General features: G+C 68.7%; 17 protein-coding genes, 1 tRNA gene and 8 pseudogenes. 17 read left to right on the top strand and 9 right to left on the bottom strand.

Annotated features, from left to right (window positions below; all coding sequences use genetic code 11):
• The first annotated feature begins 464 nt into the window (after positions 1-464).
• Positions 465-2,717, top strand: a complete 2,253-nt coding sequence (locus ACWCP0_RS10955) for a transglycosylase domain-containing protein (RefSeq protein ID WP_451078521.1) — start codon at positions 465-467, stop codon at positions 2,715-2,717.
• A gap of 247 nt (positions 2,718-2,964) precedes the next feature.
• On the opposite strand, the gene ACWCP0_RS10950 is transcribed toward ACWCP0_RS10955, so the two are convergent.
• The gene (locus ACWCP0_RS10950) at positions 2,965-3,429 is read right to left on the bottom strand and encodes a GatB/YqeY domain-containing protein (RefSeq protein ID WP_451078520.1); all 465 of its coding nucleotides are present in this window, start codon (positions 3,427-3,429) and stop codon (positions 2,965-2,967) included.
• Positions 3,430-3,630: 201 nt separating this feature from the next.
• Between ACWCP0_RS10950 and mptB the strand changes: the two genes are divergently transcribed.
• The 4 genes from mptB (at position 3,631) to ACWCP0_RS10930 (ending at position 7,535) form a co-directional block, all read left to right on the top strand.
• Positions 3,631-5,076: a polyprenol phosphomannose-dependent alpha 1,6 mannosyltransferase MptB gene (gene mptB / locus ACWCP0_RS10945; RefSeq protein ID WP_451078519.1), complete on the top strand. Its 1,446-nt coding sequence runs from the start codon at positions 3,631-3,633 to the stop codon at positions 5,074-5,076.
• On the top strand, positions 5,073-6,368 hold the full coding sequence (locus tag ACWCP0_RS10940; protein WP_451078518.1) for a glycosyltransferase 87 family protein: 1,296 nt from the start codon (positions 5,073-5,075) through the stop codon (positions 6,366-6,368). The genes mptB and ACWCP0_RS10940 overlap by 4 nt, the downstream gene beginning before the upstream one ends.
• On the top strand, positions 6,314-7,252 hold the full coding sequence (locus ACWCP0_RS10935) for a metallophosphoesterase (RefSeq protein WP_451078517.1): 939 nt from the start codon (positions 6,314-6,316) through the stop codon (positions 7,250-7,252). Before ACWCP0_RS10940 ends, ACWCP0_RS10935 begins: the two co-directional genes overlap by 55 nt.
• A 209-nt stretch (positions 7,253-7,461) precedes the next feature.
• Positions 7,462-7,535: transfer RNA gene (locus ACWCP0_RS10930), tRNA-Pro, on the top strand.
• Between the two features lie 116 nt (positions 7,536-7,651).
• Here ACWCP0_RS10930 and ACWCP0_RS10925 read toward each other — a convergent pair.
• Positions 7,652-8,110 (bottom strand): annotated as a pseudogene (locus ACWCP0_RS10925) (LacI family transcriptional regulator); the annotation flags it as partial.
• 504 nt (positions 8,111-8,614) lie between these two features.
• Here ACWCP0_RS10925 and ACWCP0_RS10920 point away from each other — a divergent pair.
• The 5 genes and pseudogenes from ACWCP0_RS10920 to ACWCP0_RS10900 form a co-directional block, all read left to right on the top strand.
• Positions 8,615-9,163: a GNAT family N-acetyltransferase gene (locus tag ACWCP0_RS10920; protein ID WP_451078516.1), complete on the top strand. Its 549-nt coding sequence runs from the start codon at positions 8,615-8,617 to the stop codon at positions 9,161-9,163.
• Positions 9,164-9,269: 106 nt separating this feature from the next.
• A complete protein-coding gene (locus ACWCP0_RS10915) occupies positions 9,270-9,944 on the top strand; it encodes a hypothetical protein (protein WP_451078515.1) in 675 nt (224 codons plus the stop codon).
• Between the two features lie 166 nt (positions 9,945-10,110).
• Positions 10,111-10,254, top strand: a pseudogene (locus ACWCP0_RS10910) (IS30 family transposase); the annotation flags it as partial.
• Between the two features lie 683 nt (positions 10,255-10,937).
• Complete coding sequence (ltrA, locus tag ACWCP0_RS10905; protein ID WP_451078514.1) at positions 10,938-12,737, top strand: group II intron reverse transcriptase/maturase; 1,800 nt, start codon at positions 10,938-10,940, stop codon at positions 12,735-12,737.
• Positions 12,738-12,810: 73 nt separating this feature from the next.
• Positions 12,811-13,279, top strand: a pseudogene (locus ACWCP0_RS10900) (IS30 family transposase); the annotation flags it as partial.
• A gap of 69 nt (positions 13,280-13,348) precedes the next feature.
• On the opposite strand, the gene ACWCP0_RS10895 reads toward ACWCP0_RS10900, so the two are convergent.
• On the bottom strand, positions 13,349-13,774 hold the full coding sequence (locus ACWCP0_RS10895; protein WP_451078513.1) for a hypothetical protein: 426 nt from the start codon (positions 13,772-13,774) through the stop codon (positions 13,349-13,351).
• A 493-nt stretch (positions 13,775-14,267) separates the two neighbouring features.
• The gene (locus tag ACWCP0_RS10890) at positions 14,268-14,699 is read right to left on the bottom strand and encodes an SMI1/KNR4 family protein (protein ID WP_451078512.1); all 432 of its coding nucleotides are present in this window, start codon (positions 14,697-14,699) and stop codon (positions 14,268-14,270) included.
• Between the two features lie 214 nt (positions 14,700-14,913).
• On the opposite strand from ACWCP0_RS10890, the gene ACWCP0_RS10885 reads away from it, so the two are divergent.
• The gene (locus ACWCP0_RS10885; protein WP_451078511.1) at positions 14,914-15,303 is read left to right on the top strand and encodes a hypothetical protein; all 390 of its coding nucleotides are present in this window, start codon (positions 14,914-14,916) and stop codon (positions 15,301-15,303) included.
• Positions 15,304-16,546: 1,243 nt separating this feature from the next.
• Here ACWCP0_RS10885 and ACWCP0_RS10880 read toward each other — a convergent pair.
• A pseudogene (locus ACWCP0_RS10880) lies at positions 16,547-17,243 on the bottom strand (LacI family DNA-binding transcriptional regulator); the annotation flags it as partial.
• 40 nt (positions 17,244-17,283) lie between these two features.
• On the opposite strand from ACWCP0_RS10880, the pseudogene ACWCP0_RS10875 reads away from it, so the two are divergent.
• A pseudogene (locus tag ACWCP0_RS10875) lies at positions 17,284-17,982 on the top strand (transposase family protein); the annotation flags it as partial.
• A 45-nt stretch (positions 17,983-18,027) separates the two neighbouring features.
• Here ACWCP0_RS10875 and ACWCP0_RS10870 read toward each other — a convergent pair.
• Positions 18,028-18,528 (bottom strand): GNAT family N-acetyltransferase, encoded by a 501-nt coding sequence (locus ACWCP0_RS10870; RefSeq protein WP_451078510.1) that lies wholly within the window; start codon positions 18,526-18,528, stop codon positions 18,028-18,030.
• Between the two features lie 64 nt (positions 18,529-18,592).
• Here ACWCP0_RS10870 and ACWCP0_RS10865 point away from each other — a divergent pair.
• A pseudogene (locus ACWCP0_RS10865) lies at positions 18,593-19,160 on the top strand (IS982 family transposase); the annotation flags it as partial.
• Between the two features lie 447 nt (positions 19,161-19,607).
• Positions 19,608-20,016: pseudogene (locus tag ACWCP0_RS10860) on the top strand (sigma factor); the annotation flags it as partial.
• Between the two features lie 97 nt (positions 20,017-20,113).
• On the opposite strand, the pseudogene ACWCP0_RS10855 reads toward ACWCP0_RS10860, so the two are convergent.
• Positions 20,114-20,245, bottom strand: a pseudogene (locus tag ACWCP0_RS10855) (MarR family winged helix-turn-helix transcriptional regulator); the annotation flags it as partial.
• 178 nt (positions 20,246-20,423) lie between these two features.
• On the opposite strand from ACWCP0_RS10855, the gene ACWCP0_RS10850 reads away from it, so the two are divergent.
• The gene (locus tag ACWCP0_RS10850) at positions 20,424-20,654 is read left to right on the top strand and encodes a response regulator transcription factor (protein WP_451078509.1); all 231 of its coding nucleotides are present in this window, start codon (positions 20,424-20,426) and stop codon (positions 20,652-20,654) included.
• Between the two features lie 515 nt (positions 20,655-21,169).
• On the opposite strand, the gene ACWCP0_RS10845 is transcribed toward ACWCP0_RS10850, so the two are convergent.
• Positions 21,170-21,949, bottom strand: a complete 780-nt coding sequence (locus tag ACWCP0_RS10845; RefSeq protein WP_451078508.1) for a MerR family transcriptional regulator — start codon at positions 21,947-21,949, stop codon at positions 21,170-21,172.
• Between the two features lie 6 nt (positions 21,950-21,955).
• Between ACWCP0_RS10845 and ACWCP0_RS10840 the strand changes: the two genes are divergently transcribed.
• Together ACWCP0_RS10840 and ACWCP0_RS10835 are read left to right on the top strand one after the other, a co-directional pair.
• Positions 21,956-22,243, top strand: coding sequence for a hypothetical protein (locus tag ACWCP0_RS10840; RefSeq protein ID WP_451078507.1), 288 nt, complete (start codon positions 21,956-21,958; stop codon positions 22,241-22,243).
• A gap of 258 nt (positions 22,244-22,501) precedes the next feature.
• Positions 22,502-22,879 (top strand): hypothetical protein, encoded by a 378-nt coding sequence (locus ACWCP0_RS10835; protein WP_451078506.1) that lies wholly within the window; start codon positions 22,502-22,504, stop codon positions 22,877-22,879.
• Positions 22,880-22,958: 79 nt separating this feature from the next.
• Here the strand turns inward: ACWCP0_RS10835 and ACWCP0_RS10830 are convergent, their stop codons facing one another.
• Positions 22,959-23,207 (bottom strand): hypothetical protein, encoded by a 249-nt coding sequence (locus tag ACWCP0_RS10830; RefSeq protein ID WP_451078505.1) that lies wholly within the window; start codon positions 23,205-23,207, stop codon positions 22,959-22,961.
• Positions 23,208-23,306 lie beyond the last annotated feature (99 nt).

Genomic DNA, 23,306 nt, shown 5'->3' with positions numbered 1-23,306 from the left:
AGAGTTCGGTGTTTGCGCTGGTCACGAGCGCATGCGGGCCACGCAGCGACCTAATCCCAGGCCTCGACCGCATCGCGGTCGGGCCGCCACCTCACTAGCCGTTCGTGGCACCAGCGCACCCCACGGGCCTCGGTCTCAGCAGGAGCTCAGAACGCTCGGGCATAGCAAGAGGTCGCCGCGCGGCGGGCTCGCACCACAAACACCAACGGGTGCTCGAAGCAGGTGGTAGCGGCCGGGCAGACGCTGAAGGGCGCCGATCTTGGCCGAGGTCTCCAGGACCTGGTCCTTCGAAGACATTCCCTTCAGCGCCCGCCTGGCCGCCACCACCATGACCAGACCGCGCACCGATCTACGTTGAGGCCTCCACGGCCCGGCTGCACCTGGATGTCACGGTCTGGTACTCGAACGCTCCGAGAAGCACCCGCTCCTGCAGAACGCTCATAACTACGGATTAGGCTGCCCTCATGGCAAACAAGCGCTCGGGTGGGGGTCTGACCGGGACCCAGCAGGCCGCCAAGTTCCTCGGTGTCAGTGTGCTCGCAGGAGCGGTGCTGGCAGGCATTGCCCTGCCCGCCGCCGGTGCACTGGGGCTCGCGGCCAAGGGGACGGTCGAGGGGTTCGACGAGATCCCGGCCAACCTCAAGACACCCCCGCTCAGTCAGCGCACGACCATCCTGGACTCCGAGGGCGGTCAGATCGCGACCGTCTACTCCCGTGACCGTACGGTCGTCCCGCTGAAGGACATCTCGCCGTACATGCAGAAGGCGATCGTCGCCATCGAGGACGCGCGCTTCTACGAGCACGGCGCGGTCGACCTCAAGGGCGTGCTGCGTGCGCTGAACCGGAACGCGCAGGAGGGCGGTGTCGCCCAGGGCGCGTCGACCCTCACCCAGCAGTACGTCAAGAACGTCTTCGTGGAGGAGGCCGGCGACGACCCCGACAAGGTCGCCCAGGCCACGCAGCAGACGCTCGGCCGCAAGGTCCGCGAGCTCAAGTACGCGATCCAGGTCGAGGAGGAGCTCGGGAAGAAGAAGATCCTCGAGAACTACCTCAACATCACCTTCTTCGGTCAGCAGGCGTACGGCATCGAGGCGGCGTCCAAGCGCTACTTCACCAAGTCCGCCAAGGACCTGAAGCTGGAGGAGGCGGCGCTGCTGGCCGGCATCGTCCAGTCGCCCAGCCGCTACGACCCGGTCAACGACAAGGAAGAGGCCACCAAGCGGCGCAACACCGTGCTGCAGCGGATGGCCGGCATCGGTGACATCTCGCAGGCGGCCGCCGACGAGGCCGAGGCGAAGCCGATCAAGCTGAACGTCAGCCGGCCGAAGAACGGCTGCATCACGGCGGTCGACGGCGCCGGCTTCTTCTGCGACTACGTGCGCAAGACCGTCCTCTCCGACCCGGCCTTCGGGAAGACGGCGGAGGAGCGGCAGAAGCTGTGGAACCTGGGCGGTCTGACGATCAGGACCACGCTCGACCCGCGCGCCCAGGAGGCCGCCAACGAGGCCGCCACCTCGAAGGTCAACAAAAAGGACAAGGTCGCCGCGGCGGTGGTGCAGGTCGAACCCGGCACCGGCAAGATCCTGTCGATGGGCCAGTCGCGCCCGTACGGCCTGGACCAGAAGCAGCACGAGACGGTGCTCAACCTCTCCGTCGACAACAAGATGGGTGGCACGACGTACGGCTTCCAGGTCGGCTCGACCTTCAAGCCGATCACGGCCGCGGCGGCGCTGGAGAAGGGCATCAGCCCGTCGCAGTCCTTCTCCAGCGGGTGGAAGCTCCAGCTCCCGATGAGCTCCTTCACCACGTGCTCGGGCTCCCCCGCCGGATCCGGCATCTGGGACCTGCAGAACGAGGTGGAGGAGGAGGCCGGCAGCTGGGACATGACCAGCGCGCTCGGCAAGTCCATCAACACCTACTTCGCCAAGCTCGAGCAGATGACCGGGCTGTGCGAGACGGTCGAGATGGCGAAGGAGATGGGTTACGAGCGCGGGGACGGCAAGAAACTCGGCGAGAACCCGTCGATCACGCTCGGCGGTGAGGAGAGCACTCCGCTCTCCATGGCCGCCAGCTACGCCACGTTCGCCAACCGCGGCACGTACTGCACGCCGATCGCGATCTCGTCCATCACCACCGCGGACGGCGCGACCGTCAAGGTGCCCGAGTCCGAATGCTCGCAGGCGATGAGCGAGCAGACGGCGGACATGATCAACCAGATGCTCAAGGGAGTGGTCGAGGACGGCACCGGCACCAGGGCCGGCCTGAGCGACCGGGACAACGCGGGCAAGACGGGTACGACGAACGACCGCAAGGACGCCTGGTTCGTCGGCTACACGCCGAACCTCTCCACCGCGGTGTGGGTCGGCGACGACATCGGCGAGAAGACGTCGATGTACAACATCACCATCGGCGGCCAGTACTACGACAAGGTCTGCGGCGGCTGCCTCCCGGGCCCCATCTGGAAGATCGCGATGACCGGGGCGCTCGACGCCTCCGAGACCGACTCCTTCAACCCCATCGACGTGCCTCGCGGCGAGAAGCCGGACGAGGACAAGGACGACGAGGACCGGGACAAGCCCGGTAACCACCGCGGCAACGACAACGGCGGGAACGACACCGAGGGCGACGGCGGTCAGCCGTTCCCCGGGATCTCCATCCCGCCGGGCTTCGTCGGCGGAGCGGACGGCGGGCGCGCGAACGGCGGCGGGCGGGGCTGACCTCGTCCGGCCATTGAGGAGTGCCGGCCACCGGGATCGATCGTGGATCGATCCCCGGGTGGCCGGCACTCGCCGGTTCTCGGCTCGGCTCGGCTCTGCGCGGCTCGGCTCTGCGCGGCTCGGCTCTGCGCGGGTCGGCTCGGCTCAGCTCGGCTCGGCTCTGCGTGAGTCGGCTCGGCTCTGCGTGAGTCGGCTGCCCGACTTCTGGGCTGCCGGCTCCTCGGCTGCCCGGTTTCTCGGCCCGGCGTCAGCTCGCAAGCAGCTTCTTGACCGTCGCAGCGACGCGGCCGCCCTCGGCGCGGCCTGCCACCTTCGGGTTCACGATCTTCATGACCGCGCCCATCGCGCGCGGGCCCTCGGCGCCCGCCGCCCTGGCCTCCTCGACGGCCTGCGCGACGACGTCGTGCAGTTCGTCGTCCGTCAGCTGCTGTGGAAGGTAGGCGTCGAGGATCTCGCCCTCCGCCTTCTCGCGGTCGGCCTGCTCGGCGCGACCGCCCTGGGCGAAGGCCTCGGCCGCCTCGCGGCGCTTCTTCGCCTCCTTGGCGATCACCTTCTGCACCTCGTCGTCGGAGAGCTCGCGCGCCTGCTTGCCCGCGACCTCCTCCTTGGTGATCGCGGCGAGGGTCAACCGGAGCGTGGAGGAGCGCAGTTCGTCGCGCGCCCTGATCGCCTCGGTGAGGTCTTCCCGCAGCTTGGACTTGAGCGTGGTCATGCCCCGATTGTGGCAGGTACGTGGCGTGCGTCGCCCGCGCATTTCGTCCGGGGCGCGCCCCGGACGCGGCCCCGACCCCGCCTCGATCGGGCCTTGCCGTCCCGCGGGCCCCTCCGCTCGTAATGCTCCGGACACATCGTGGCCGTTCCCGGGTGGGGCTTACGTCGGCTTCCGGCCATCGTCCGTTGACAGCCTGCCCGCATGCCGGCCATCCGCGTTCCCGTCGACACCCGCCACATCCAGTTTCTGGGGCTGACCGGTTCGGCGGTGCTCGCCGCCTGCGGGGTGGCCGTCGGGGCCGTACCCGTACGAGAGGTGCTCGCCCCACGCTCGGGGGCGGCCGCGCTCGGGCTGGCCGGGGCGTACTTCGGGCTGGTCCTGCTGATCGCCGCGTGGGCGCTGCTCGGGCGGGCGATACGCGGGCCCGAACCGCCGGGACCACGCACACTGTTCCTCACGCTCGCGCTCTGGGCGGCGCCGCTGCTGGCGGCGCCGCCACTGTTCAGCCGGGACGTGTACAGCTATCTCGCGCAGGGTGCGATGGTCGAGGCGCAGATGGACGTGTACGCGCAGGGCCCGGCTCACCTCGGCGGCCCGCTGAACCTGGAAGTCGCACCGGTCTGGCAGCACACCCCCACTCCGTACGGACCGGTCTTCCTGGCCTGCGCGGCCGCAATAGCCGGGCTCGCGCGTGCGGAGGTGTCCACCGGCATCCTGGGGATGCGGCTGGTGGCCCTGCTCGGGGTCGCGCTGATGGTCTTCTGCCTGCCGAGGCTGGCGCGGCGCTGCGGCGCGGACCCGCGCACCGCGCTCTGGCTCGGCGCGCTGAACCCGCTGGTGCTGCTCCACCTCGTCGCGGGCGCCCACAACGACGCGGTGATGCTGGGTCTGCTGGGTGCGGGGCTGGTCGCGGCGCTGGGACGCTGGCCGGTCATCGGCGTCGTACTCGTCACCCTCGCCGCGCTGGTGAAGGCTCCCGCCGCGCTTGGTCTGCTCGCGGTCGCGCTGCTCTGGTGCCGACGGCTGGACGGCCGCCTGCCGCGGCTGCGGGCCGCCCTCGCCGTGGCCGGGATCTCGGCGGCCACCACGGCCGTGACAACGGCGCTCACCGGCACGGGTTACGGATGGATAGCCGCGCTCGACACGCCCGTGTCGCCGCAGAACTGGTCGCTGACCTCGTCACTCGGCCGGATGACGGGCGCCGCGCTGACGGGCGTGGGCAGCAGCCTCGCAGAATTCGCGATTCCGGCCTGGCACATGGCCGGTATCGCGGCTACGGTGCTGGCCATGATCGCCTTTTGGCGGCGGCACCACCTACGCCGCCCGGTCTACGCGCTCGGTCTGAGCCTGACCGCAGTCGCCCTCCTCGGACCGGCGATACGTCCCTGGTACGTCCTGTGGGGCCTGTTCCTGATCGCCGCCGCGGCGCCGAACGGGTCGGTACGGCTGCGCCGGGCCGCGGCCGTGGCCAGCGGTGTGCTCGCGCTCGCCGTACTGCCCAGCGGATTCGCCCCGGACGGGACACAGTTGCTGCTCGCTGTGGGCGGAGGTGCGGCCGCAGTGCTCGTGCTGTGGTGCGTGTACCAGATGAACGCCCGCAGCTCCTCGGCCCACCGTCGTACGGAACCCCTCGGGAGCCCTGCTTGAGACCCCCGACCACGACCCTGGGCAGGGTCGCCGTGGCCACGGGCCTGGCGATCGCCGTCACGGCCTTCCTGATCTTCGTACCCCTTCACCGCGACTGGTTCGACCTGCACGTCTACTACGGCACCGTCGGCTACTGGATGGACGGCGGCCGGATCTACGACTACCTCAAGCCGGGCACCCACTACGGCTTCACGTACCCGCCCTTCGCCGCGCTCGTCATGCTGCCGATGTCGGTGGTCGGCTGGTACAGCGCCATAGCGATCAGCCAGCTGCTGAACGTCGCTGCCGCGGCGGCCATCCTCTATATCTGCACCGATGCGACGATCCGCCGGGAGCGCTGGACCCGCTGGTTCGCCTACGCCGTGCTGGGCTGCCTCTTCGCCTGGCTGGAACCGGTACGGGACACGGCGAGCTTCGGCCAGGTCAATCTGCTCCTGCTGGCGCTGGTCCTCGCCGACGCCTGGCTGCTGACGTCGGACACCGCCCGCGCCCGGCGGCTGGACCGGATCGCCGGCCTCGGCATCGGCCTCGCCGCCGCGATCAAGCTCACCCCGGCGATCTTCATCGTCTATCTGCTGGTCACCCGTCGGCTGCGGGCGGCCGGGGTCGCCACGGCGGTCGCGGGCAGCGCGACCGTGATCGCCGCCTGGGCGGACCAGGAGGCATCGCGTACGTACTGGACCGAGGCGATGTGGAACACGGACCGCGTCGGCTCGCTCGCGTACGTCTCCAACCAGTCCTGGCAGGGCATGCTGGCCCGGCTCACCGAGCCGGTCGCCGAACCCAGCCGCGCGGTGTGGGCCATCGGCGTCCTGCTGCTGCTCTGCGTCTGGGCCTGGCGGGCGCGGCGTGCCGTCGCCGCCGGTGACGAGCTGGCCGGCTTCGCCCTGACCGGCATCGCCGCGTGCCTGGTGAGCCCCGTCACCTGGGTGCACCACCTGGTCTGGCTCATCCCCGCCCTCGCGGTGCTCGCCGACGCGGGACTGCGCTCGGCGGCGGGCGGACAGCGCCGCAGACGGCTGCTGTTCTGGGCCGGGGCGAGCTACGCCCTGTTGTGCAGCAGCATCGTCTGGCTGTGGCGGTGGAACGACGGGGGCGCTCCAGGTTTCCTCGGCAGCAACGCCTACGTATGGATCTCACTGGGGCTGCTTCTGCTGCTGCCCTTCCGCGGGGTGCGGGAGGCACCGGAGAGGGACGGGCCGTACGACCTTGCGGGCCCGTCTGCAACGATGGGCGCATGCGCGCACGCTACGGAGCCCCTCTCAAAATCGGTGCCGGCATCGCAGCCGTAGGCGCCGTCGGCATCGCTTACGCCGCCGGATTCGAAGCCCGCTCGTTCCGGCTCCGGCGGGTGACGGTCCCCGTCCTGCCGCGCGGGATGCGCCCGCTGCGCGTCCTCCAGGTCTCCGACATCCACATGGTCCGCGGCCAGCGCAAGAAGCGCGCCTGGCTGCAGTCGCTGGCGGGCCTGCGCCCCGACTTCGTCGTCAACACCGGCGACAACCTCTCCGACCCGGAGGGCGTGCCCGAGGTCCTCGACTCGCTCGGCCCCCTCTTCGACTTCCCCGGCGTCTACGTCTTCGGCTCCAACGACTACTACGGCCCGAAGCTGCGCAACCCCGCCCGCTACCTCCTCGAAAAGGCCCAGGGCCGCCACGGTCTCAACGGCAACGCCCCGGCGGTCGGCGTCGTCCACAACCCGTGGGAGGAGCTCCGCGACGCCTTCGACGCGGCGGGCTGGGTGGGCCTCAACAACGCCCGCGGCCGGCTCAAGCTCGACGGCCTGGACCTGGCCTTCACCGGACTGGACGACCCCCACATCAAGCGCGACCGCTACGAATCGGTCGCCGGCGGCCCGGACCGCGACGCCGACTTCTCCCTGGCCCTCGTCCACGCCCCCTACCTGCGCTCGCTGGACGCCTTCACGGCCGAGGGCTACCCCCTCATCCTGGCCGGCCACACCCACGGCGGTCAGCTCCGCATCCCCTTCCACGGCGCCCTGGTCACCAACTGCGACCTCGACACGGACCGCGCCAGGGGCCTCTCGACCCACGAGGCCGCGGGCCTCACCTCCCACCTCCACGTCTCGGCAGGCTGCGGCACCAACCGCTACACCCCGGTCCGCTTCGCCTGCCCCCCGGAGGCGACGCTGCTCATGCTGACGACGCGGGACTGAGACGGAGACCAGGGACCCGGGACCGCTCCGGGGACGGGGACCGGCTCCGGTGGCCGGGGCCCTCGGCCTGGCTGCCCGCCATGGCGGCGCTCGGCCGAGCAGCGGCGAGACCTGCGACGTCGAGGGCCTGCGGGCCCCCGAAAACCGGATTTCGTCTCCGGGCGCCGGTGGGCTAAAGTAAACGACGTCGCCGCGAGAGTGGATGACATCGGGGTGTAGCGCAGCTTGGCAGCGCGCTTCGTTCGGGACGAAGAGGTCGTGGGTTCAAATCCCGCCACCCCGACAGCTGAAACACCAGGTCAGGGCCGGTTTCCCTTCACGGGAAACCGGCCCTGACTCGTTCCTCGGACCTCTGGGGAGCGAACGGGGAGTGGATCAAGGAAATCCACTCCCCGAGCGTCACCCCTGGCCCGCTCTCAGCAAGGCATCGAGCGCACGCACCGGGGACCGAGGATGCATGGCCAACCGCGCCTCCAACGACTCCTCCCACTGCTCGGTCCGTTCATCCATGAGCCGACTCCTCATCCGCGCAGTGATGTGCGAGTAGCGCGCCTGCACCGAACCGTCCTCGTGTCCCATGCGTTCGTCCATGAGCTTGGGCGCGATTCCGAGCTCCTCCATGACCGTCTTGTGGGAGTGCCTGAGCCCATGCGGAGTGAGGCCTCGCGCGATCGGAAGCCAGCACGCGTCCGCCCTGCCAGAGGCGTTCCGGCCCCGCGCCGGCACCTCCGGCCAGAGGTCCACCATCACCGGCACAGGGCGCGGCTCCTGCGGGGCCTTCTTCGGGTATCAGCCCGTCGTGGCCGGCTGGAACAACCGGGTCGCAAATCCGGTCCGCCGCCAGTGCGCCGCCGTCTCTGCTAGGGAGCGCTGGAGCCTGCCCGCGTGAGCTGGGAACAGATCATCGAAGCGGCACCGGCTCTATCCGATCGACCGCTCGCAGCGGATACGCGTCCGGTACGACCAAGCCAAGCCCCGGCCGAGTCCGCCTGGAAGGCTACGGCGGGCCTGTCCTGTTCGCCTGCCTAGTCTCAGGAGCCGCAGGGGCCTTCGTCGCCGTAGGGCTGTTCCTGGACACCTTCACCTCATCGTGCAGATCTCCCCGCACCGCCTGACCTACGTCACAGGCCCAGGACCAGGTTCTCGATCAGGCAGCCAACGCCCCCGCATATCTCCTGGTGCGGACCTGGCACTTTGACGACAGGGCCCAGGGCCTGGTCGGGGTGTGTCTGTGACGGCTCACCGTCACTGGAGCAGCGATCTTGCTCCGTGCGGGTCAGGGCGTGCGTGTCATGTGCGTCTCCGGTCGCGCGGCGCAGGGGGCGCGGGGTCGTACGGGGCGGGCGCATCTAGAATGGATGCATGTCGGCTGAGCTGGTAACTGATCGATTGACCCTTCGCCCGTGGCGGATCGAGGACGCCGAAGAGGCGCTTGCCATCTATGGGGACTCCGGGGTCTCACGCTGGCTGAGTCCGGCCATGGATCCCGTTGCAGATGTCAGCGCCATGCGGCTGGTGCTCCAGCAGTGGATGGGGGAGGACAACCGACTCATGTGGCCCGCCGGGCGGTGGGCCATCGAACGGCGTGACGATCAGCGCCTCATCGGGGGCGCCGTGCTCCTGCCGTTGCCGCCTCGTGGCGAGGACATGGAGATGGGGTGGCAGCTGCTGCCCAGCGCCTGGGGGCACGGGTACGCCACCGAGGCCGGCCTTGCCATCGCCAAGTGGGCCCTTGACGAAGGACTCGACGAGATCTTCGCCGTGGCCCGGCCCACCAACAACCGGGGCGAAGCCACCATCCGCCGCATCGGCATGGAGTGGGTCGGCGAGACCGACAAGTACTACGACATGCGGCTCCAGGTTTTCCGCCTCCGCGCCAGCGACCTCGCCGCCCAGGGGCCACACCTCTGAGCACCCCGAACCCCCGGGTTCGCCCACCCACGCGTACGACACCGCCCGGCGCCGCCGCGCGCCGGGTCGCCGCTCGCGCTGCGGCAACACCGGGTGCGTACATGGGGTGCCCTGGTTCGTTCAGCAGCTTGGCACCGAACTGCACCGCCGAGCGACCGAGAAGCGAGCCAGCCTGACAGATTGCCTGGCCGATTCCATCCGCCATGTCGGTCAGCTCCATGGATTGATCTGTGATCTCAACAACCCGATGACCCCTACGGCCACCGTTGTCGCCGTGCGGGTCCGTGCGGAGTCGCTCGAGTGGCTGGCGCTCAGTGACTCCACCATCGTGATCAGCGGGACCAGCGAGCTGCAGACCATTGCCGACCACCGCGTCTCCGACGTGACGACGAAACAACGCGTCGACATGGACGCGTCGTTGCAGGAACTGAGCGAAGCGGACCGGCGCCGGAGACTGGTATACGCCCAGCGCGAGATCATGAACACCACTGACCGCTACTGGGTGGCGGCTCACGAGCCCAAGGCAGCGGAAGAAGCCCTGACAGGTTGGACCCATGTCTCCGACATCACGGCCGTCGCCCTCCTGACGGATGGAGCCGCAAGGCACGTGGACGACTTCCATGAGATGACATGGCCCGAGGCCATGCGCCATCTCGAAGCCGAAGGACCTCAGGGGCTGATCGACCGCACCCGCAGGATGGAGCACGCCGACCCGGATGCCGAGCGGTGGCCGCGGAGCAAGCGCCACGACGACGCGACCGCAGTGCTGATCCGCTTCTGACAGCGCGGTCCGCAAGAGCAGTCAGCCGAGTGAGTAGAAGTCTTCTCTACGGGTTCAAGGCGGCTCGCTCCGCTCGCCGCGCGCGGCCCCGGCTCGCCGCCGGGCCCGACGCTCCAGTCTCCGCCCCGCTCCGGGCCCGGCACGCCGGCCGCGCGGCTGAAGCGAGGCGCTTCGCAGCGGGCGCGTGCGGCGCAAGCCTCGCCGACAAGCCCAGCAGCGCCAGCCCCGCTTCCGCGACCCCATGGTGATGATCAGCGAGCGTCCCGCCGAGGCAGAGGACCGGGCCGTGCCAGGCCACTGGGAGGGCGACCGTGCGACACGAAGTCGCACGAATTGAGTGGACTGACCGATTGGAGAGGCGGCTGATGATGAGGCCGTAGGTGCAGTCACGGGTCCGTGTCCGTATGACCCGTCCCCACCCTTGACGTGCGATGTCGGTAACGGCGTGGTGCGAAGCTCGGGGGAAAGCCCAAGGGCTCCCGTTCCATCCGGGAGTTACCGGCAAGGGGAAGACCGGACGGGTGAACGCAAGTGAACTCCCGATGATGCCTCGTGATCCCAAGCCCCGCCGATGGAAGGTCGCAGCGGGGTGCACGGCTGGCCGCTGAGAAGCGGCAGGCGCTGGCCGGCAGAGGTCACTCCGGCCAGGTGGACACCGCCGCCTCGGGGTAAAGGGAGCACCCACCCCGGTCGTATCTCATTCGTGTGGAACGTGGAAACCCCGTTGGGGTCCGGGCCCTGGTGGCCCGGTCGGCCGACCGCGAGGAAGGCTCAACTCCCCAGCGGGAACAGGATGGCCCAAGAAGCCAATGCCGGAAGCCGAAAGGAAACGGGAACCCGGGGCACGATGACCGGCCTCTCCGCCGGTCGCCCCGCACAACCGTCCGGATACGGGTGCACTGCCCGGACCCGAAAGGGTGCTGACGTGGGCCAGGTGAGCCTGTGTGGACTCACTGGACAAGGACGACGGAACCGAGGGACAAGTTGGACGCCATGACGGATACGGACGGAGCGGCCTCGCCCGTTCCGGCCGCCGCGACGGTGAACGGACCCGAGGGCGAAGACCTGGACTGGGCGTTGGTGGACTGGCGTCGGATCGAGGAAGACGTACGGCGTCTGCGGCAGAGGATCTTCACGGCGTCGCAGGCAGGGGACCTGAAGAAGGTCCGCAACTTGCAGAAGCTGATGCTCCGGTCCCGGTCGAACACGCTCTTGAGCGTGCGGCGGGTCACGGAGATCAACGCGGGACGCGCGACGGCGGGAGTCGACGGGAAGGTGGTGCTGCTGTCCCAGTCCAAGGCCGCGATGGCCGACTGGGTCCAGCACCGCGCTCGACCGTGGATCCCCAAACCCGTCAAGCGGGTGTTCATCCCCAAACCGGGGACGACGAAGAAGCGCGGCCTCGGGATCCCCGTGATCGCTGACCGGTGCCTGCAAGCTGTGGCACTGGGCGCGCTGGAACCCGAGTGGGAAGCGCGGTTCGAGCCGAAGTCGTACGGCTTCCGGCCCGGCCGCGGCTGTCACGACGCGATCGGGGCCATCTACTCCACGCTCAACGGGAAGAACCCGCAGCGTGTGTGGGTGCTCGACGCGGACCTGACGGCGGCGTTCGACCGTATTGACCACCAACGGCTGATGGCCGCGCTCGGCACCTTCCCCGCCCGGGGACTGGTCCGGCAGTGGCTGAAGGCCGGGGCCGTGGATCGAGGCCGGTTCGCCCCGACCGAGGCAGGGACTCCGCAGGGCGGAGTGATCAGCCCGTTGCTCTTCAACGTGGCCCTGCACGGGATGGAGGAAGCCGCAGGCGTCCGCTACTTCGCGACCGGCCGAGACGCCGGAAGTGCGCAGAGCGGGAGCCCGGTGCTGGTGAGATACGCAGACGATTTTGTCGCGATGTGCACCAGTCGTGAACAGGCCGAGCAGGTCAAGGAACGGCTGGCTGCATGGCTGACGCCCAGGGGGCTCGCCTTCCACGAGGACAAGACACGCATCGTCCACGCGGAGAGCGGGTTCGACTTCCTGGGGTTCAACGTCCGCCGCTATCACGGCAAGCTGCTGATCAAGCCGAGCACGGCGGCTCAACGACGGATCCGGGAACGGCTGAGCACCGAGATGCTGGCCCTGCGAGGGGCCAATGCGGGTGCGGTGCTCAAGAAGATCAACCCGATCGTGCGGGGCTGGTCGGCCTACTACCGGACGGTGGTGTCCAGCGAGATCTTCACCGCACTGGACAATCACATGTGGAAGCTCGCTTACAAGTGGGCTAAGCACAGCCACCCGAACAAGCCGAAGCACTGGATATCCGACAAGTACTTCGGCCGGTTCAACAAGGCCAGGAGGGACCGGTGGGTGTTCGGCGACCGCGCCAGCGGCGCCTACCTTCTCAAGTTCTCCTGGACGAAGATCGTCCGGCACCAGTTGATCAAGGGCAGGGCGTCCCCGGACGACCCGGCACTGGAGTCGTACTGGGCCGAGCGGCGCCGCAAAGGACCGCCCCCGCCGGTCGACGGCATGACCCTGCGCCTGCTTCAGGCGCAACAAGGTCGCTGTCTGATCTGCGGAGGACTCCTGCTGCACGCCGATCACCCGCCACAAAGCCCGCAGGAATGGGAAGCGTGGCGGGCCGCCCTCAGGAAGGCGATCTCCAAGCAGTACGTCGCATTCCAGGGCGGGGGATCACCGGGCGATCAACGAATCCGTCTCCTCCACACCCAATGTCAACGGCGGAATGGAGCCGCCGGTCCGACAAGCCTCGCACCTTCTCCTGACTGCGAGCCCTCGGGGCTTGCTTGAGCCGTGTGCGGTGAACAGCTGCTTGCACGGTTCTGAGGGGGCGGGGACGCAGCAATGCGTCCCCGCTACCCGACTGATCATCGGCAAGGACGGCGCCTCAGCCATCGGCACCCTGGTCGAACGCTCCACCCGCTACGTGATGCTTCTCCACCTTCCGGACGGCCGCGGTACGGAGTTGGTCCGCGACGCCCTGGTGGAGACCGTGGAGGGTCTGCCGGCCCATCTCAGGCGGTCCTTGACGTGGGACCAGGGCAGCGAGATGGGACGGCATCACGAGTTCACCGTCGCCACCGACGTCCCGGTCTACTTCTGCGACCCCGCCAGCCCATGGCAGCGCGGCTCGAACGAGAACACCTATTGGTGCAGTCTTGGCGGGCCGGAACGGTCTGCTGCGGCAGTACTTTCCTAAGGGCACCGACCTGTCCGTCCACAGCCGCGGACACCTGCACGCCGTCGCGGCCGAGCTGAACGGGCGACCACGGAAGACGCTCGGCTGGCAGACCCCAGCCGAGCGCCTCTCTACACTGCTCGCGACCGCCTAACACTGATCACGTGTTGCGACGACCGCTGGAATCCGCCGGTTCTCGGAGGGGGCGTCTTGATGTTCCGGATCACCTCTTGTGTTTGGCGTCGGCATCCGAACGGGCCAGCACCGCGTCAAGCGTGGCGTACTCGGCCTCCTCGATCGCGGCGGAGGCAAAGCTGATCGCGTCCAACGCGTAGGACTCCGCATCGTCCGCCAACCGATCGGCACGCTTCATGTCGAGTTCGGCCTTGCGCTCCTCGATGTGGGACTTCACGGACTGGACGTGCTCCTGCCACTTGGTGCCCACATCCGCCAGCGAGGCGGAGGCCTCGGCCTTCTTCGCCGCCACCTCGCGCTGGAGCTTGTCCGCTCTCTGTATCGAGTCCTGCTTGGCCTTGGTGACCGAGTCCGACAGTTGTTTCCTGTCCTCGGAGATCGCGTGCTGTACCTTCTCCTGCGCTTCGTGCGCCTTCTCCGAGAGCGCCGCCATGCGGTCGGTCGACATCGACATGGGATTCCAGCCTTTCGACGAACAGAACAGGGCCCCCCGCCGAAACGATCGGAGCACGCTACGTGTTCAAGCGCACCCACAAGCATGCTCCGCAACCGCCATTCGGGTGATCCGATCGAAGCTGCTCGGGGCGTCACCGACGGCGACCGAACCCTGACGCCGGCGGCCCGGCACCGAAATGCGCTCGCCCGGAAAGCGCGTCGGGCGCTCGGGTCAGCTCGTGCTGCTGGAGAGCGTCGACTGGCAGCGCGCGGCCCACGGCCGACCAAGGTCTCCCACACCCCCGCGTAATCAAGCTCACGCAAGCCCAAACACAGCTGAAAAGCAGAGGGTGGGCTGTGCCCCCGTGCCCGTTGCGTGCCCGGTCCGGCGGGACGCAGCGGGGACTCACGGGGAACAGCGGCGCCGATCGCGCTCCGGCCCAGGTCAGGGAGCTGCCAGGTCAGCCGCCATCTGCATACGGCGTCTTCCAAACTAGGGACATAGAGGGTGGCTACCGGTACCAGTCGCCATCGCCCGCGAGGGAACGGTGCAGGTAGTCCTCCAGCTCGCATGCAGCCCACAGCCGACTGTCATCCTCGTGGTCCCAGACGAAGATGTCCGGACGCTCGGGCGTTAGCACGAAGGCGAACTGGTCGCCCCCGCCGTTGTCGCCGAAGAACAGCAGCGGATCGAAGGGCATGTACAGGCCCGGGAACGTGTCGGGGGACCAGAACAGCAGGTTCTGCTCCACAATCCGATCCAGGGTCCAGACGACGTCTTTCCCGTACTCGCCGACTATCCCGTTAGTCTCCATCAGCAGAGCAGCCAGCTGCGCCGGAAGGCCTCGGCCAAGGCGCCGTTCCGCCTCGGCTAGAGCAGTCGCGCCAACGGGTGCGCGGAATTCGACCTCGGGCAAGGCTTCGGCAGCGGCTTCTTTCCACATAGGCGCAGCTTAGGCTGAGGGCTGACCGCCCCGACAACGGGCGCTGTACAGCAGCGCCATACCGCAACCACAGCAACCGCCCCCGTCCCATACCGTCCCTCCAGGACTGCGAAGCGACCGGTATGGCCGCCGCTGACCGATCCGGCTAGAGCTACGGATCAGGAGCTACGCAAGGCCACGAAGTCGGGTGCCGGCGCATCCGGAGAATGACCGCATGCGCTACTTCAACGGGACAGGTTGGCTGGCCATCTTCACCGGCACGGAGACCATGATCGGGCGGACCGTCCATGTAGATGTCTGGGACGAGACGACGGGGGTTGCCCTCGTCGTCGACTCCAAGCAAGGCACCCGACGGGCGGTTACCGACTACCCCGACTTCTCCCACCTAGAGCGCGCCGACCAAGTAGTTGCTGCCATCCCGGGAGGAGGCTGGCGGGCCTACTGGCAAGGACGAAGGGCCAGACAACGGTCCGCTGACCGAGCAGGTTCTCGCGTGGCTGATCACCGAGGCAGGGAGAGAGCCACTCCCATCACCGTGGACGCTCATGGGCACGTCGATGATGCGGAAAGCGCTGACCGCCTCATCCCGCCCGGGGATGAGTGATCACGATCCATTCTTCCGTCTCAGTTTCCGTCTCATTCAGCGCGGTTCGGTCCCGAAGGCCGCAGCCTAGGGACAGCCGCGGGCGATTCACCAAGACCGGGATACCGATCTGGCTCGGCATCGTGGTGGTCATCGTGTTGTTGTACGCCCTACGCCCGTTAGCAACGGTTGGGGCACAGGCGGACCAGAACCCGCACCACAACCGCACCAGATCGGGCGGGTAACAGCGGGGAATCACGGTGAAAAGACCATCACCCAGGCCACTTCAGGTGGAGGGGTAGCGCGGCCACACACCGAACTGCAACGGGCGACTAGCCTGCGGAACAGAGGCCGTCGCTCGGGCAGAACACAACCCCCGTGTAGTTGTAGCCACCCCGTATGGTCACGGGATTTGGGTCGGGGGGGAAGTTGACGTATGAACCCGCGTCAGCTGTAGCGCTGAAGTGGACCGTCGTCCCGATTGGGAAGCTCGCAGTGCAGGTGCCGGTCGGGTCAGGCGCCGGGTCACCGCCGTACGGATCCCACGCCAAAGTGTGGCAGTTGATCCCGGCGGGGTTGCTGGTGATGGTTCCGCCACCCCAGCCGTCACTGACGTACGCGTTCAGTTGCGCGGTGGACTGAGCCTGAGCCGGGGCGACGAAGCCGATCGCGGCGGCCGTAGCGAGTGCGGTGATGACTCCCGTCGCGCGCCAGGCGCGGTTTCGGTACTTACTCATGGGCGGCCCCTCTGATCGAACCGACCCCCTGCGACTAGGCTATTCGCCCCCTTGGGGACCCACAAACCGGGCAGGTTTGCCGTCACCGCCGGCGGCGGTTGCTTCCGACGGCCGCGGACACTGTGTTTACGGAGACCGGGTTGTCCGGAGGTGCCTTCGATACGCCGTCGCCGACGCGCCCTTGTCGAGCCGCGCTGATGTAAGTCATGCGGGCAACTCAGTCGTGCCCTACGACACCACCGCATAGTTGGTGAATATCTTACTGCGTGACAACGCCCGCGCACAGCGGCGGACACCCACGGACGCCCATGGACGGTCGCCGCAGGTGAGCAGCGCCCGGGCCCAAGGTGGAGTGCCTACTCAAGTTGCTTCGGGACGAAGAGGTCGTGGGTTGAAATCCCGCCACCCCGACAGCTGAAACGCCAGTCAGGGCTGGTTTCCCTTCAAGGGAAACCAGCCCTGCGGCGTTCTGGGGTCTCTCGGGAGTGGCTGGGGAGTGGATCACGAAAATCCACACTGCCCAACCGTCACCCCAGTCGCGCTCTCAGCAAGGCATCGAGCGCACGTACCGGGGACCGCGGTTGCCTGGCCAACCGTGCCTCCAACCCCTCCTCCCACTGTTCGGTCAGTTCGTCCATGAGCCGATTCCTGCATCCGCGCGGTGATGTGCGAGTGGCGCGCCTGCACCGACCCGTCCTCGTGCCCCAGGCGCTCATCCATGAGCTCGGGCGGGATCCCGAGCTCCTCCATGACCGTATTGTGGGAGTGCCTGAGCCCGTGCGGAGTGAGGCCCTGTGCGATCGGCAGCCAACACGCGTCCGCACGGCCAGAGGCATTCCGGCCCCGCGCCGGCACACCCGGCCAGGGGTCCGCCATCACCGGTACAGGGCGCGTCTCCTGCGGAGCCTTCTTCGGGTACCGCCCCGTCGTGGCCGGCTGGAACAGCCAGGTCGCGAATCCGGTCCGCCGCCAGTGCGCCGCCGTCTCCCCCGACTGGCCAGCGCGGACGTAACCGAGTTCCGCGATGGCCCTCTCCACCCTGATCCGCGTCCGCTCCGCGACCATGTCCGGCCGGTTCAACACGTTCGAGACCGTTGCCGCGGAGACGTCGGCGCGGCGGGCTGCACCGTTGGCAGGACCGTGGCCGCCGAGCTGGATGCGGGCGCGGACGGTCAGGTCGCGGAAGTCGCGCCAGCCGAAGCCCTTCGGTTGGTCCTCGCGCCCGGAGGCGGTCGTAGGCCGCGGTGACGGGTTCGGGGACCGTCTGGCGGGGCAACTCGCCGCCCGGCAGCGAGAGATCGGGACACGGTGGCGCCGCCTGCCGGCCGGTCGCCAGGCGCTGTTGGTCCTGGGCCGCCTGCGGTGCGGTGATACGTACGCCCAGCTCGCCGGGGGTTTCGGCATCGGAATCGCGACCGTGTTCCGCTACATACGCGAGGCCGTCGAGGTGCCGGCCGCCCTCGCCCCGACCCTGACCGAGGCGATGGAGGCCATCCGGACGAAGGCATTCGTCATCCTTGACGGCACCCTGTTGCCGATCGACCGGATCGCCGCCGACACCCCGTACTACTCGGGGAAGCACAAGCGGCACGGCATGAACGTCCAAGTCCTGACCGACCCCTTCGGGCGGCTGTTGTGGGCCTCGCCCGCGCTGCCCGGAGCCACCCACGATCTGACCGCCGCCCGAAGCCACGGGATCATCGATGCCCTCGCCGCCGCCGGGCTGAAGTGCTGGGCGGACAAGGCGTACCAAGGCGCCGGCCACCTCGTGCGAGTGCCCTTCCGGGGCCGCCGTCTCAAGGGATGGAGGCGACGCCACAACGGCACCCACGCCAAGATCCGGTGCCTCGGCGAGCAAGCCATGGCCACCCTGAAGGGCCGGCGCCTGCTACGGAAACTCCGCTGCAGCACCAACCGGATCGCCGACATCGTGAAGGCCGTCCTCGTCCTTCACAACGCCTCAACCTGGGGTGGGAAAAGGCTCACTGGACGAGTTGTTCCAAAGGACTCAGCTCAGTGGCTTGTGCATAACGATGCAGGGGCGGCCGTGCCGGTTGTCGGCACGGCGGTCGATCTCCTGCCAGCTCAGGGAGCTCCAGAAGGTCAGGGCGGAGGGGTTGTTCTCCAGAACTGCGAGTCGAATGCCGTTCCGGCGTTTGCTGCGGAGCTGTTTTTCGACCAGGTTGACCAGTAGCCGGCCGATGCCCTTGCGGTGAAGGCTGCCGTGCACCAGCAGCAGCCCGATCCAGGGATAGCCGTCTGTCGGATGGCGGTCGAGCAGGCACAGGAGCCCGACGAGCTGTCCCTGCGCATCGCGGGCGAGCAGTACGTCGCAGCCCTCGGTACCGGCTTCCTCGCGCAGGTCGGCTTCGACCCGGTCGGCCCGGACGTTCTCGGGGTCGTACTCGCCGGCGGCGCGGCAGTACTCCGGGTTGCTCGCGTAGAGGTCGACCACTTCGGCGATCTCCTCCGGAGAAAAGCGAAGCGGGGAAAGGGAGAGCGTGGACATGCGGGCAAGGGTAGCCAGCGCTGGTCGTCGCTGAGCGCGAGAAGAGGGAATCCAAGATCAGGTTGTGACGACCGACCTGGATGCCCTCCTCACCGCACTGTTACGTGAAGATCGATGACGAGCCGAAAGGGCAGCGCTGGCTGGGCAGGCCGCCGCAGTTGACTGATTCCGAGCTGGTCTGCCTGGCGGTGGCCCAGGCGATGCCGGGGTTCAGGTCCGAGGCCCGGTGGCTGCGGTACGCGGGCAGGAACCTGACGTCGATGTTCCCGTACCTGCCGAAGCAGCCGGGCTGGAACAAACGGCTTCGGGCCGCGTTGCCGCTGGTCAAGAAGGCGATACGCGTGATCGCGGTCGACGCGGACTTCTGGTTCGACAGCCACTGGATCGTGGATTCCACGCCGGGCGAGTGCGGCCGCTCCAGGCCGACGGTGGAGCGCTCCGGCCTGGCCGGCTGGGCCGGATACGGGTACTGCGCCTCACACTCCCGGTTCTTCTGGGGCCTGCGCCTGTACCGGGTCTGCACCCCGACCGGGATGCCGATGCTGTGGGCTCTGGCCAGCCCGAAGATCGACGAACGGGAAATCCTGCAGGCCATGCTCGATGTCGAAGCCGGACTGGTCGCCGACCGGCCCTAGCACGAGGCGGTCGACCAGGTTCGCCCGTACGACCAGGTGCTGCAGGTGGCTGCCCGTCGATTGCTGGAGCCGGTGGAGCGGATCACGGTCTGCATGGCGGCAGAGGCAGAGAATCGCGGGATCTTGGCGCATTACCCTGAACGGACCGAGCAACGGGCGTCTCGTCGGCGTCCTGTTCGCCGCGGCCTTCTTGGCCGCGGCTTTCTTGGCCGCGGCTACTGGGCCGTGGTCCTCTTCGCGGTGGTTCCGAGGCGACTTCGTGCGGCTCCTTGTCCAGGGATGCGCGGTCACGGTCCCATCGCCCCCTGTCGGAGGCGGACACCGTGTGGGGCCGGGGGTGCGCGTCGGCGGAGGCGAATTCGGTTTCAACCTTTGGCGTACGACAGCGCTCTGAAGAGGGGTGACAGGACAGGGCTCCTTGACAGGGTCCGGAGAGGAGAGCAGATGCCGGAGAACGGCCGGGGCTCCGAAGCGCCGGAGGGCTCCCAGGCGCCCGAGAGCTTCCAGGCCTTCGCCCGGGCGAGCCAGAGACGGCTGTACCGCACCGCGTACCTGCTGTGCGGGGACACGGACACGGCCCGGGATCTGACGCAGACCACGCTCGCCAAGATGTTCCAGCACTGGCGGCGGGCGAGTGCCGCCGACCATATCGAGGCCTATGCCAGGACCGTGCTGACCCGGACCTACCTGGCCGACGCCGGCGTCGGCTCAGGGACCTGCTCGCGCACTCCCAGCCCGCCCCCGGCCCACGCCCGACCACGCTGATCTGCGGGTGACCCCGCTGTCGGCACTGGCCGGGCTGCCACCCAGGGCCCGGGCCATGGTCGTGCTGCGGTACTGGGAGGACCAGAGCGCTGCTGGGCCTTGGTGAGCGGGTCGAAGACCAGTCGGCGGACCTCGTCGACGTGGGCGGGGGCGCTCGCCGCGACCTTGGCCCGGCCGGCCTCGGTGAGGCGGGCCAGGGTGGTGCGACCGTCTGCCGGGTCCGGGCTCCTGCGCACCCAGCCGCGCTTTTCCAGCCTGCTGACGACGTTGGACAGCCGCGACAACGTGCTACCGGTGAAATAGGCGAGGTCGCTCATCCGCCACAGAGGTCTGCCGACGCGCCTCGTGACGCGCCTGTGACAGTCCGCGGACACCGCCATGAAGTCACGGAGGCAGCCTTTTCGAAAGAGGGCAAAACACACTATTCGGGCATTTGCTCCCTGCTTCCGAGGACGTGAGCAGCGATGACCGGGCCGATCCGTCGGAGGAAATCCCATGAGCCTCGCACTCGCCACGCCGCACGCCGAAGCCCCCGCACCCGCCCTGGCTCCGCGCGAGCAGGAGACGCTGCGCCATATCGCCGCCGGGCGCACCTACGTGCAGACGGCCCGCCACATGGGGCTTTCCAAGCACACGGTCGACGCCTATCTCCGCCGCATCCGGGCCAAGCTCGACATCAACACCACGGCGGAACTCACGCGCCTGGCCATCTCCCTCGGCCTGTGACCACCCTCCCGCCCGCGCGGAGCACCGCTCACAAGACGATCCAGCACCAGTGCACGGCGCCGCGGCCCACCTCGCGCCCTCCGGCGCCGCCGATGCCGGCCCCGTTCAGCGCCTGACGTTCCACTCGGAGGGGTTGATCGAGGATGCGCGGCTGCGCCGGCAAACATGCCCGTGCCGCGAGCAGGCCGTCGCAGACCCGGCGGGCCGACGATCAGACATGCGAGCAAGGTCGCCGCCAGCCCCGGTTTCACCCTAAACACTGTCTTTAGGCACGCTCACTTTTGTGTTCGCGCAGGGCGGCATCAAGCCGCCCCGGGGCCTTCCAGAGCCTGACTGCAGCAGCCCTCGCCATGTCCCTCGACGATCTCGCCACGCTCTCGACCGAATCCAACTCGCCCGCCGCACTCGCCGACTGGCGCGAGCCAGTGCCACATCACGCAACGTCTGCCCCGTCGTTCGTGGCGCGCTGACTGATTTCCGCACGCAGCCGGGACCGTGCGTCCATACACGTCGAGTCACGCGTCCAGTTGTGCGCGAATGAGCGTGTCGAGTCGCTTCCATGCCGGGGACGAGGCGTTGACCGTGCCCTGGATGAGGGCGGGAATCTCGGAGCCTGCATCCAGCCCGGGCAGCTCGTCGGGTCCGTAGCGTTCCCGATTCGCCTCGGCGATCCGGCGGGCGAGGTCGTCGATGCGGGGATCGTCGGCGTCGAGGTCGTGCGCGTGGTCGTAGTCGAGGAAGAGCTGCCGTAGCGCCGGGTCGGCCAGGGTCTCGGCCTGTTCGTGAAACAGGGTGATCGCACGGTCCGGGTGAGTGGCGAACACGAGGATCCACAGGTCGCGTTGAAGGTCCGCCCATCGAGGCGTGAATCCCCAGCGGGCCAGGTCCTCCAGGTGGGCACCGACCTCGGTGGGCAGCGGCGCCAGATGCCCGGCGGCGAGCTGGCGCAGACGCCCTCGCGTTGCCTGCAGGCCACGGATGCGGGAGGCGAGCTCGTCGTCGATCTCGCGCAGCGCCTGCTGGAACTCCTCGTCGGTCGCTGATCTCAGGTCCCGGACACGGGCCAGGGGGACGCCGGCTTCGGCGAGCGTTCGGATCTTGATCAGGTCGATGGCGTCGTTCGCGCCGTACCGGCGGTAGCCGGACGCATCGCGGTCGGGCTCGGGGAACAGCCCCTTGTCGTGATAGACGCGGATGGTCTTGATCGACACTCCGACATACCTGGCCAGCTGCCCGATGGTGATCACTCGGTCATTGTTCCACTTGACCTTGCCCCTGGGGCAGGGCTGCAGCATGGCGGCATGGCGAACATGAATGTCGATCGGGAGACCCTGCGCGAGCTGGCCGATGAGGGCAACGAGACCGCTTTGGACCGGTTGGCCGACCTCGCCGACGAAGCCGGCGACCTCGGGGAGCTGAGCGAGCTGTTGGACGAGGGATCCCTGCACGCCGGGTTCCTGCTCACTCGACGCGCGGCCGCGACCGGCGACCTGCGCGAGCTGCAACGGATCTCCGACGCCGGGTACGAGGAGGCCGGGAAGGAGCTGGAACGGCTGCTGAAGGCACCGGCCGACGGGCATCAGGACTGAGGATCCGACCTGCCGCCGCAGCGGCGCCCCGGGCCGCTGCCATCGGGTCCGGCTCGCGGCCATGCTCGGGCCAGAGTGTTCGGCATGGCCGGACTGGTGCGCGTGCGATCAGGTCAGGTCAGGTCAGGTCCCCGATGCCCGGTCGGACGTTCGAGATCCGAAAGGTGGTGGAAATCGAATCGCCCGGCTGCAACGCAGTGCAGGCGGCCCGTGCAAACAGCACCCTGCAACTATTCGAACAGGCGTACCATTCGAGTCGTGGCCACATACGACTTCCCCGACGATCTGCGCGTCGCCCAACTGCGCCTCCACCAGGCCCGAGCCCAGTACCGGCGCCTCTGCCAGGCCATGCCGTGGTCGGTCGTGCCCTCCGACGGCTGGACCGCCGTGGAGGGGCAGTACTCCGGCTACCACCGTGACTTCCCGGCCACCGCGGGCTGCACCGAGGAGCAGAAGGCGGAGGAGGCGAGTCTCTGGGCCCTGGTCCGGGAGCTGTCGATCGAGGTGTCGGCCCATCCGTACTGGGCCACCCTCGACAGGTCGGCGGTGGTGGATGCGCGTATGGCGCTGAAGCGCCATACGGACGCCGTGTCGGCCGACACCGACACCGATGCGGTCGCCGACGCGGCGGCGTAGCGAAGGCGGCCCACGATGCCCGACCTGTCGCGTGAAAGCGGCTGAAGAGGCGGAAGACCTTGCGCGACTGGCTCCGTTTTCAGCGGCAGGAGAGCGACAGGAGGCCGAGAACCCCATCCGGCGGCTCGAGTGGGCGACCGGTGGCGAGGGGTGCGTCACGGCCCCAGTCGCCCGTGCCGGTCAGGAGCGTGGCCCCGGGGCCCGGGCCGTCGGCGCGTCGGCGGACCGACCGGCAGTTGGGCACCGGCTCCCAGAGGTATTCCTCGTCGGTCAGGGGAGCGACCTTGACGTCCGAGCCGTTGCCGTTGTCCATGAACGGGCCTGTCATACGGTCCGTGAGACGCCCGGCGACGCCGGGGAGGGCCGCGGCGCGAGGAGGTCCCCCGGGGCGGGATGAGCCGGAAGTTCCAGCCGCGCCCGGGGCACG

It is taken from the genome of Streptomyces sp. NPDC001970 (genome assembly GCF_053594115.1).
The sequence above is the reverse complement of the archived record's forward strand: the minus strand, read 5'-3'. Positions and strand labels throughout refer to the sequence as shown.